Origin of the sequence: Bradyrhizobium sp., from assembly GCF_049581145.1 — a bacterium.
In the GTDB taxonomy this organism is placed as follows: Bacteria; Pseudomonadota; Alphaproteobacteria; order Rhizobiales; family Xanthobacteraceae; genus Bradyrhizobium.
In genome coordinates this window covers 1-1591 of sequence record NZ_JBAURI010000648.1, presented here as the reverse complement: position 1 = coordinate 1591, position 1591 = coordinate 1, and the positions used below count along the sequence as shown (strand labels likewise).

At 66.7% G+C, this 1591-nt stretch carries 2 protein-coding genes; both read left to right on the top strand.

What is annotated here, in order from left to right; genetic code table 11:
• Window positions 1-132: 132 nt before the first annotated feature.
• Complete coding sequence (locus WCB02_RS21405) at window positions 133-1110, top strand: small ribosomal subunit Rsm22 family protein (protein WP_423961184.1); 978 nt, start codon at window positions 133-135, stop codon at window positions 1108-1110.
• A 146-nt stretch (window positions 1111-1256) separates the two neighbouring features.
• On the top strand, window positions 1257-1591 hold a 335-nt coding region (locus tag WCB02_RS21400; protein WP_423961182.1), incomplete at its 3' end, for a LemA family protein.

The following is a 1591-nucleotide window of genomic DNA, read 5'->3' as shown; positions in this document are numbered from 1 at the left end:
CCCTCGTCCGATCTGACCGCGAAACCCATCGCAGCGCGGAGAAATGATGGGTTTCGCAAGAGCTCTACCCATCCTACTCCTTCGTTTCATATGATGAGGACCTCGACGGTCTTACCAAGCTGGCGATGAGCCATGATCCCGCCTGATCTACCCGCCGAACTGAAAGCTGCGCTGGAGACAAAACTCCAGGGCCTCTCGCGCAACGACATCGCGACCCGCGCCGCCGTGATCTCGAAGACCTATCGCGATGGCGGCGGCTCCGGCGCGATCACGGGCGAGGCCGATGCGCTGGCCTATGCGCTGGCGCGGATGCCGGCGACCCATGCCGCGGTGGTGGCGAGCCTGAACGCGCTGTGCGAAATCACGCCGCACTTCGCCCCGCAAACCCTGCTCGACGTCGGCGCCGGGCCGGGAACGGCGAGCTGGGCCGCGGCCAATTGCTTTCCGTCATTGCAAGGCTTCGCGCTGCTCGACGCCAACAGGTCCCTGCGCGCGCTGGCGCTCGATCTCGCCAGGGGCAGCGCACGGCTCGGCGGTCTCAGCTATCGGCAAGGCGAAGCCGTCGGCGCATTGGCCGAGAGCCAGGCTGCCGACCTGGTGATTGCCAGCTACATGATCGGCGAACTCGATGATGCGGGTCGAGCCGAACTCGCCGACTTGCTATGGGCCAAGACGCGCGACACGCTCGTGATCGTCGAGCCCGGCACGCCCGCGGGCTATGCACGGATCATCGCGCTGCGGGCGCAATTGATCGCCGCAGGCGGGCATGTCGCCGCGCCCTGCCCGCATGACCTTCCATGTCCGCTGACGGCGCCGGACTGGTGCCATTTCACCCAGCGCCTGCCGCGTTCGCGCGCCCACAAGCAGGTCAAGGGCGCGGAGCTGCCGTTCGAGGACGAGAAGTTCTGCCATGTCGCGCTGACGCGAACGGCGGCCCCGATGCATCCTTCGCGGGTGCTGACGCAACCCGTGGTCGGCAAGGCCGACGTCGCCGCGAAACTCTGCACCCTGGATGGCGTCCTGGTCGCCAAGGTGCCGCATCGCGACAAGACGGCCTATGCGCGGGCGCGGCGCTGGCGCTGGGGGGATGCGGTGCTTAACGAAAGTTAATCAGGTCCGATCCGTCCCTCGGCCATTGAACTATCGGCGGCTTGTGCCCGACCAAGCAGGTACCCACCTCAAAGCGCGGCAGCCGCGCGCCTCGCAACTTCCGTTCAACCGCCCGGCTTCCGTTTGTCTTACCAGGAGTTTTAGCCATGTCCGGCTGGATCGTTCTCGGCGTCATCGTCGTTCTCGTGATCTTCGCGTTCGGCGCCTACAACCGCCTGGTCACGCTCGGCCAGCGCGTCAACCAGGCCTTTGCCGACATCGACGTGCAGCTCAAGCAGCGCCACGATCTGGTCCCCAACCTGGTCGAGACCGTCAAGGGTTATGCCGCGCATGAGCGCGGCACGCTCGACGAGGTGGTCAAGGCGCGCGGCGCGGCGATGTCGGCCCAGGGACCGGCGCAGGTCTCGGCCGCGGAGAATCAATTGAGCGGCGCGCTCGGCCGGCTGATCGCGCTGTCGGAGTCCTATCCGGACCTCAAGGC